Genomic DNA, 7,927 nt, shown 5'->3' with positions numbered 1-7,927 from the left:
GCCCGCCCCCGGGGGCGGGCCACCTTCCCGGCCGGAGGAGCGCGCCGCCGTCGCGGGGCCGATCCGGCCGAAGGGCAGGCGGTCCCGCGGCCGTCCGAGCGGCGGCAGGGGACCACCCACCGGAGCGGGGTCAGGCGGTCGTCCTCGCTTCCCGCCCGTGCACCGCCAGTGCGTAGATGACGAGGATGTCGAAGGCGATGATCAGCGTCGTCCACAGGGGGTACGCGGCGAGGAACGCCAGGTTCACCAGCACGCTGAGCCCGGCCAGCACGATGCCGGTGATCCTCGCCCACTGCGCCCCGGTCATGATGCCGAGCCCGGCGAGGACCGCCACCACGCCCAGCACGAGGTGGATCCACCCCCACGCGGTGAAGTTGAACTGGACCAGCAGGCCGTTCTCCGTGACCAGGAAGTAGTCGGACCGCAGCAGTGCCACCAGCCCCTGGATCACGTGGAACGCGCCGAGCAGGATCATGAAGATCCCCGCGAAGAGAACCCAGCCCTGGCCCGTGCCCTCCCGGTCGTTCCGGTGCAGCACGGCACCGCCGGCGGGTCGCCCGGCTGGCTGGTGCGACATGTGTGCCTCAGCCATAGCTCCTCCTCTCTCCGATGCCTTCGGGTACCCCTGGGACGTCGGCTGAACCTGTCCCGCGGTGGGCGAGCGGGAAGCCCGGCGGAGGCCGCTGTGTGAGGTGGAGCACACTCGTTCGGCCGCTGGTGGTTGCGTCCCGTGATGGGTGCAAGCTGTCAGGATGACTGCTTCCCGGGGTGGCCTCTCCGTGTTCCTCAACGCCGTGGTCCGGCGGCCGGCCGTGATTGGCGCCCTCGTCCCCAGCTCTCCCCTGCTCGCCCGTCGGCTGGCCGCCGTCGTGCCTGGTCAGGGGGAGCCCGTCGTGGTGGAACTCGGGCCGGGAACGGGTCCGGTGACCGAGACGATCAGCCGGCGGCTCGGAGACCGCGGCCGCCACCTCGCGATCGAGGTCGACACCTCACTCGCCGAGCACCTCGCACGCCGGTTCCCCCGCGTGGAGGTGGTCAACGCGGACGCGGCCCGACTGGACGAGCTGCTCGCCGAGCGTGACATCGACCGGGTGGACGCGGTCGTTGGAGGGCTCCCCTGGTCGCTCATCCCGCTCTCCGCGCAACGGGCGATCCTGCGCCGCAGCGCGGAGAGCCTCGGGCAGCACGGCGTCTTCACGACCTTCGCCTACCTGCACGCCCTCCCGCTGGGCGGCGCCCGGCGGTTCCGGGCCCTGCTGGAGGCCACATTCGACGAGGTCCTGCCCACGCGGGTGGTGTGGCGCAACTTCCCGCCGGCACTCACCTACGTCTGCCGGCGCCCCCGCGCCGGACGCTGACGCACCCCTCGGGACGAGCGCCGCCCGGATCTCGGAGGCGCCCGCGCCGGCCCCGCCCCGATCTTGACAGTGGCCTCACCTCTGGTGAAGGTTCTCCTGACAGGGAGCGCCGGAGCGGGCACCGCACGTGATCATTCCGGCCGAGGCTCGGGAAGCGGGGAGCGCGCGTGGGACTGGGGACATCGAGAAGACTCGTGCGGCGCGGACGCGCCGTCCTGCTCGCGGCGGCGGTCGCACTCCCGTTGGCGGGAGCGGTCCCCGCCAACGCCGGACAGCGCCCGGACGGAGACGCCCCGGTCGAGGCGGCGGACGGCGCCGCCCCGGTGTTCCGCGACGGAGTGGCCCAGCCGGTGTTCGACCCGGCCGAGGCCCTCCGGGAGAGCCTTCACGTGCGCGCGCCCGTGGACAGCGACCGCGACGGGGTGGACGACGAGATGTACGTGGAGGTGGTGCGCCCGGCGGCCACCGCCGACGGCCTCCAGGTGCCCGTCGTCTACTTCGTCAGCCCCTACTTCTCCGGGGGCAACCCGATGCGGTTCCACGACGTCGACGTGGAGCTGTACGTACCCGGGGCAGCGGCGCCGGGCCGGGCCGCGGTGGTGACACGGTCGGGGGGAGCCGAGCAACCGGCCGCCGCCGCTCCGAGGATCCGTTCAGCCTACGAGGACTTCCTGCTGGCCAGGGGGTACGGCGTCGTGTACGCCGAATCGCTCGGCACGGGCCGCTCGACGGGCTGCCCCACCAGCGGTGGCGAGAACGAGACGGTCGGAGCGCGGGCCGTCGTCGACTGGCTGAACGGACGGGCCGAGGGCGTCGACGCCGACGGGAACGCGGTGACCGCCGACTGGGCGACCGGCAGCGTCGGGATGATGGGCGTCTCCTACAACGGCACCCTGCCCAACGCGGTCGCCGCGACCGGGGTCGAGGGGCTCGACGCCATCGTCCCCATCGCCGCCATCTCCAACTGGTACGACTACTACCGGGCGGACGGCGCGGTGGTGGCGCCCGGCGGGTACCAGGGTGAGGACCTGGACTCCCTCGCCGAGTACGTGTACACGCGGAGCGACCGGGAGATCTGTCGCGAGGTCATCGCCGAGCTCACCGAACGCCAGGACCGGGTGACCGGTGACTACAGCGAGTTCTGGGACGAGCGCAACTACCTGAACCATGCTCACCAGGTCGAGGCCGCCGTCCTCGCCGTCCACGGGCTCAGCGACTGGAACGTCAAGACCAGGCAGGTCGCCCAGTGGTACGAGGCCCTGGCCCGGCACGACGTCCCCCGTCAGATCTGGCTGCACCAGGCCGGACACGTCGACCCGCTGGGGCTCCGCCGCGAGGAGTGGCTGGAGGCGCTGAACCGGTGGTTCACCCGCTACCTGCACAAGGTGCCGAACGGGGTGGAGGACCAGCCCAGGGCCGTCCTGCAGCGGGAGGACGGGAGCTGGGTGGAGGAGGCGGACTGGCCGGCCCCCGGTGCCGAGCCGGTCGCGCTGCACCCGTGGCCGGGCGGCAGCGCAGTGGGAACCCTGACCGCCCGGGGAGCGGTGCCCGGGGAGCGGACGGTCGAACGACTGGTGGACGACGCTACCCGGCCGGCCGCCGAGCTCGTGGACGCGCCGAGGTCCGGGAACCGGCTCTCCTACACGACCGCGCCCGTCCGGCAGCCGGTGCGGCTCAGCGGAACACCCCACGTCGAGCTGCTCGCGGCGTTCGCCCGTCCCGCCGCGAACCTGACGGCGGTCCTGGTCGACCGGGCGCCCGACGGCACGAACCGGGCCATCACCCGGGGCTGGGTCGACCCGCAGAACCGGGAGGACATCGCCAGCACGCAGCCGATCACCCCAGGGGAGTTCTACCGGGTCGACGTCCAACTCCAGGCCCACGACCACGTCCTGCCCACCGGGCACTCCCTGGGGCTCGTCGTGCTCTCCAGCGACCGCGACTACACGTTGCGGCCCGCGCCGGGGGCCGGGATCGCCGTGGACCTCACGGACACCAGGCTGGTCCTCCCCGTGGTCGGGGGAGCCGACGCCGTCGAGGCGGCGCTGCCGCGCTGAGCCCCGGTGGCCGGGCACGGCACGACCGGGCCGGCAGCTGGTTGTCCACAGCCGGCGGTTGTCCACAGCGGGGTGTGGCGGGGCTGGTCGGTCACCGCGCCGAGGAGAACAGTGGCCGACATGACCGCGACACCACCGCCCACCCTGGCCTCCTGCGTCCGCCTGCACGACCCCGGCGAGGTCGTGGCCGCCGTCCCGCACCTGCTCGGTTTCCATCCCGGGGAGTCCCTGGTGGTCCTCTGCCTCACCGGTGAACGGCGGTCCCGCGTCGGGCTCTGCCTCCGGTTGGACCTCCCACCCGAGGAGGACGAGACCGCCGTGCTCGACCACGTCCTGCCACCGCTGCGGGGGCAGCGCGCGTCGGGTGTCCTGCTGGTCGTGGTGGGCGGCGGCGCCCGAGGTCCGCGCGGCGGTCCGCCCCGCCGCAGCCTCGTCGCGGCCGTGGAGCGGGCCGTGGCGGAGTCAGGTGTCGCCTGCCTGCACTCGGTGTGGGTGGCGGCGACCTCGGCGGACGAGCGGTGGTTCTGCTACGACGAGGAGGCCTGCTCCGGTCGTGTACCCGACCCGGCGGCCACCGTGACGGCGGCGGCCAGCGCCCTCGCTGGCTTCGTCACCTTCGCCGACCGCGCGGCGCTGGCCAGGTTGCTCGACCCCGACCCGCCAGCGGACCTCCACCGGCGGGCGGAACTCCTCGGGCTGGCGGCGGAGACAGCGGACCTGGAACGGGCCCTCGACACCGGCCGCGCCGCCCGGGCCGACCTGGCCGCCGTGCACCGGGCACTGGAACAGGTCGAACGAGGCACCTTCCGCGTGGAAGACGAGGACGTGGCCCGGATCGCCGTGGCCCTGTCCGAGACCCGGGTGCGGGACGCCTGCATGTCCTGGAGTTCAGGGCCCCGTTCCGCCGCGGCCGAACGGATGTGGCTGCTCCTGACCAGGGCGACCCCGCCGCCGCACCGTGCGGAACCGGCCGCGCTGCTCGCGGTGACGGCCTACCTGCGCGGCGACGGAGCGCTGGCCGGGCTCGCCCTGGAGGTGACCCGGGCGGCGGTGCCGGAGCACGGGCTGGCCCGGCTGCTGGGCCGGGCGCTCGCCGCCGGACTCCCACCGGACCGGGTGGAACGGGTGGTCGCTGACGGGGCCGAGGAGGCCCGACTGGCGATCGAGTCGGACGGCGAGGACACCTGGTGACCAGGTCAGCGCGACGCGAAGGCCCAGGCGTCGGCGACGATCCTGTCCAGGTCGGTGCGCTCCGGCTTCCACCCCAGTTCGGCACGGGCCAGTGCGCTGGAGGCGATGAGCCGGTCCGGGTCACCGGGACGGCGAGGACCCACCACGGCCGGGATCGGGTGGCCGGTCACCCGTCGGCAGGCCTCGATCACCTCGCGCACCGAGAACCCGTTCCCGCTGCCCAGGTTGTAAATGCGGTGTTCGCCACCCACCGCGTGGCTCAGGGCCAGCTCGTGCGCGTCGGCGAGGTCGGTGACGTGGATGTAGTCGCGCACACAGGTGCCGTCCTCGGTGGGCCAGTCCTCCCCGGCGATCTGGATGTGCTCCCGGGTACCCAGCGCGACCTGGAGCACGAGCGGGATCAGGTGGGTTTCGACCGTGTGCCGTTCGCCGAACCGGCCGTGCGCCCCGGCGACGTTGAAGTACCGCAGGCTCACGGCCGCGAGGCCGTGCGCCCGCGCGTAGGAGGTGATGGCGTAGTCGATCGCGAGTTTGCTGGCACCGTAGGTGTTGGTCGGCCGGGTCGGCGCCGTCTCCGGGATCGGCACCTCCTCGGGCTGACCGTAGGTCGCGGCGGTCGAGGAGAACACCAGTCGTGGCGTGCCGTGCTCCCGCATGGCCTCCAACAGCCGGAGCGAGGTGACGACGTTACCGCCCCAGTACTTCGCCGGGTCGGTCATCGACTCGGCGACGAGCGACTTGGCCGCGAAGTGCAGGACACCGTCGAAGCCCTCGGACAGCACGTCCCCGGCCGCTTCGGCGAGGTCACCCCGTACGAACCGGCACCCGTCGGGCACCGCATCGGCGTGACCGGTGGACAGGTCGTCCAGCACGACGACCTCGTGCCCGCTCTCGACCAAGCGGGCGGCGCACACGCTTCCCACATAGCCCGCGCCGCCCGTCACCAGCAGTTTCACGATGGTGTCTTCCCTTTCGCCGCGTCCCGCCCACCACGGTCGGGACTGGGCGACCCATTCTGCCCGGTCACGAGGGGTGGCCGAGGCCCCGGCACCGGGAGCCGCGCGGTGCCCGGTGTCGGGGCGCCCGGCTCAGACGTCGGCGTCCCGGCCCGCCCCCGCCGCCGGTACGGCGGAGAAGAACCTGGGATCCGCGATCCCCTCGGCGCGGTACGCGTCGGTGATGGCGCGCCGCACGGTCTGGGCGCGTGCGGTCTCGACGAGCGCGATCCCCGAACCACCGAAACCGCCACCCATCATGCGGGCCCCGGCGGCGCCCGCCTCCACCGCGACGTCCACGGCCAAGTCGAGTTCCGGGCACGACACGCGGTAGTCGTCCCGGAGGCTCACGTGGGACTCCGACAGCAGCGCGCCGGCTTCCCATGTCCGGCCCGAACGCAGCAGCGCCACCGTGTCCCGGACCCGCTGGTTCTCCGTGACCACGTGGCGTGCCAGCGGACGCAGCGCGGGGTCGAGCTGGGCAAGGCGATCGGGCAGCTCGTGCGGCTGGATCTCACTCAACGAAGTCACCCCGAGCTGCTTGACCGCCTGCTCACAGCCGGCGCGGCGGTCGGCGTAGCCCGACTCGCTGTGTTCGTGCCGGGTACCCGAGTCGATGACGAGCACCTCGAGGCCGTCCGAGACGGGATCGAAGGGCACCTGTTCCCGTTCCCCGGTCGACACGTCGTACAGCAACAGGTGGGCCTCCTGGCAACACAAGGACGCCATCTGGTCCAACAGGCCGGTCGGGGCGCCGACGAAGTCGTTCTCGGCGAGCTGCGCCCAGCGAGCCACCTGGACGCGGTCGGACTCGTCTGCCACCGGGCTGCCGGCGAGGTCCAACAGCGCCAGCGCGACCGCGCACTCCAGGGCGGCCGAGGACGACAGTCCAGCTCCGCTGGGCACGTCGCCGGCGATGACGAGTTCCACGCCCTCCCGCAGGAGGCCCGCGTCGCGGAGGACCCAGGCGACCCCGGCCGGGTAGGCGGACCAACCGGTGACGTCACCGGGCTCCACCTCGGCCAACGACACGGGAGCCGCCGGACGGGGATGTCCCGAGTCGTCGACCGTGGTCATCCCGACCAGCCCGTCGGGCCGGGGTGCGGCGGCCACCGCGATGCGGTAGGGCAACGCGAACGGCAGCACCAGACCACCGTTGTAGTCGGTGTGCTCCCCGATGAGGTTGGCGCGTCCCGGAGCCGACCACACCACCTCCGGGGTTCGGCCGTGCAGCGCGTGGAAGGTGCGGGCCGCTCGTCTGCCCGGCGTCATCGGGTGCGCACCAGTACTGCGTGGGCGATGCTGGAGGCGATCTCCGCGCTGGCGACGCCCTCGACCTTCACCGGCTGCCCCGACGCGCTCGCCTCCACCCTGACGTCGTTGCCCGGCATGACGCCGGCCGCCTTCAGATCGACCATCAGAACCGGGTCGAGCTGCACGTGTTCGGCGATCCGGCTCACCCGCACCAGACCCCCGCCCTGCCGGGCGATCTCGTCCAGCCGGCGGAGGTCGGAGTCGGCGGGGGGAGCGGCGTCACCGACCCCGAGCTTGTCGAGCCCGGGGATCGGGTTCCCGTAGGGGGAGGTGGTCGGATGGTCCAACAGCGCCACGAGCTTGCGTTCGACGGCCTCGCTCATCACGTGTTCCCACCGGCACGCCTCGTTGTGGACGTGCTCCCACTCCAGGCCGATGACGTCCACGAGCAGCCGCTCCGCCAACCGGTGCTTGCGCATGACCGCGATCGCGCGTTCCCGGCCGGTCTCGGTCAGTTCCAGGTGGCGGTCGTCGGCCACCACCAACAGGCCGTCCCGCTCCATCCTCGCCACGGTCTGGCTGACGGTGGGCCCACTTTGCCCGAGCCGCTCGGCGATACGCGCGCGGAGCGGGACGACGCCTTCCTCTCCGAGCTCGTAGATCGTCCGGAGATACATCTCCGTGGTGTCGATTAGGTCGTTCACGCCAGCTCTCCTGTACGTTTTCGGAGCCAGAGGCATCAGAGGCGGACTAGCGGGGGCTGCCTGTTCGATGAGGTGCTTCCTCGACCGTCCTGATCGCGCGAGCGATGCTGACCGGACTCCGGGTGACCCGACTCACGGTAACCAGCCCGCCGCCATTCTAGTCGCCTGTTCACACAGTGTTGTTCCGCCTGACAGCCGCTGGGGACGAACTGTGCGGAGTCTGGAACCGTAGTCGACGGCAAGGACATTCCCCGACCGTCGCGCACGTCACGCCGGGCGCGACGGTCGGCGGACGAGAATGAGGTGGAACATGGGGCCACTGGTCACCCCCGACGCACTGGCCGAGCGGCTCGGCACCGCCGAACCGC

General features: G+C 72.6%; 7 protein-coding genes. 3 read left to right on the top strand and 4 right to left on the bottom strand.

From position 1 onward, the window contains the following. Positions 1 to 130: 130 nt before the first annotated feature. Positions 131 to 592, bottom strand: a complete 462-nt coding sequence (locus tag ACTIDRAF_RS0220255) for a DUF7144 family membrane protein (RefSeq protein WP_026066315.1) — start codon at positions 590 to 592, stop codon at positions 131 to 133. 160 nt (positions 593 to 752) lie between these two features. On the opposite strand from ACTIDRAF_RS0220255, the gene ACTIDRAF_RS0220250 reads away from it, so the two are divergent. From ACTIDRAF_RS0220250 to ACTIDRAF_RS30075, 3 genes are all read left to right on the top strand, one after another. Next, complete coding sequence (locus ACTIDRAF_RS0220250; protein WP_039788405.1) at positions 753 to 1,358, top strand: class I SAM-dependent methyltransferase; 606 nt, start codon at positions 753 to 755, stop codon at positions 1,356 to 1,358. A gap of 194 nt (positions 1,359 to 1,552) precedes the next feature. Beyond that, entirely contained in the window at positions 1,553 to 3,415 is a 1,863-nt protein-coding gene (locus ACTIDRAF_RS0220245; RefSeq protein ID WP_016700542.1) for a Xaa-Pro dipeptidyl-peptidase, read from the top strand. Positions 3,416 to 3,535: 120 nt separating this feature from the next. Further along, complete coding sequence (locus ACTIDRAF_RS30075; protein WP_157163165.1) at positions 3,536 to 4,606, top strand: DUF4192 domain-containing protein; 1,071 nt, start codon at positions 3,536 to 3,538, stop codon at positions 4,604 to 4,606. Between the two features lie 5 nt (positions 4,607 to 4,611). On the opposite strand, the gene galE is transcribed toward ACTIDRAF_RS30075, so the two are convergent. The 3 genes from galE to ACTIDRAF_RS0220225 all read right to left on the bottom strand — a co-directional run bounded on the left by galE (position 4,612) and on the right by ACTIDRAF_RS0220225 (position 7,559). After that, positions 4,612 to 5,562, bottom strand: a complete 951-nt coding sequence (gene galE / locus ACTIDRAF_RS0220235; RefSeq protein WP_016700540.1) for a UDP-glucose 4-epimerase GalE — start codon at positions 5,560 to 5,562, stop codon at positions 4,612 to 4,614. 132 nt (positions 5,563 to 5,694) lie between these two features. Then, on the bottom strand, positions 5,695 to 6,873 hold the full coding sequence (gene galK, locus ACTIDRAF_RS0220230; RefSeq protein WP_016700539.1) for a galactokinase: 1,179 nt from the start codon (positions 6,871 to 6,873) through the stop codon (positions 5,695 to 5,697). Further along, the gene (locus ACTIDRAF_RS0220225; RefSeq protein ID WP_016700538.1) at positions 6,870 to 7,559 is read right to left on the bottom strand and encodes an iron-dependent transcriptional repressor DtxR; all 690 of its coding nucleotides are present in this window, start codon (positions 7,557 to 7,559) and stop codon (positions 6,870 to 6,872) included. Before ACTIDRAF_RS0220225 ends, galK begins: the two co-directional genes overlap by 4 nt. Positions 7,560 to 7,927: the final 368 nt, after the last annotated feature.

The organism is Actinoalloteichus spitiensis RMV-1378 (genome assembly GCF_000239155.1).
GTDB lineage: Bacteria > Actinomycetota > Actinomycetes > Mycobacteriales > Pseudonocardiaceae > Actinoalloteichus_B > Actinoalloteichus_B spitiensis.
The sequence above is the reverse complement of the archived record's forward strand: the minus strand, read 5'-3'. Positions and strand labels throughout refer to the sequence as shown.

What these genes read in the sequence shown, in the direction of transcription:
- galK (WP_016700539.1), bottom strand. Translation starts at nt 6,873, where the DNA reads ATGACGCCGGGCAGACGAGCGGCCCGCACCTTCCACGCGCTGCACGGC.
- ACTIDRAF_RS0220250 (WP_039788405.1), top strand. Translation starts at nt 753, where the DNA reads ATGACTGCTTCCCGGGGTGGCCTCTCCGTGTTCCTCAACGCCGTGGTC.
- ACTIDRAF_RS0220255 (WP_026066315.1), bottom strand. Translation starts at nt 592, where the DNA reads ATGGCTGAGGCACACATGTCGCACCAGCCAGCCGGGCGACCCGCCGGC.
- ACTIDRAF_RS30075 (WP_157163165.1), top strand. Translation starts at nt 3,536, where the DNA reads ATGACCGCGACACCACCGCCCACCCTGGCCTCCTGCGTCCGCCTGCAC.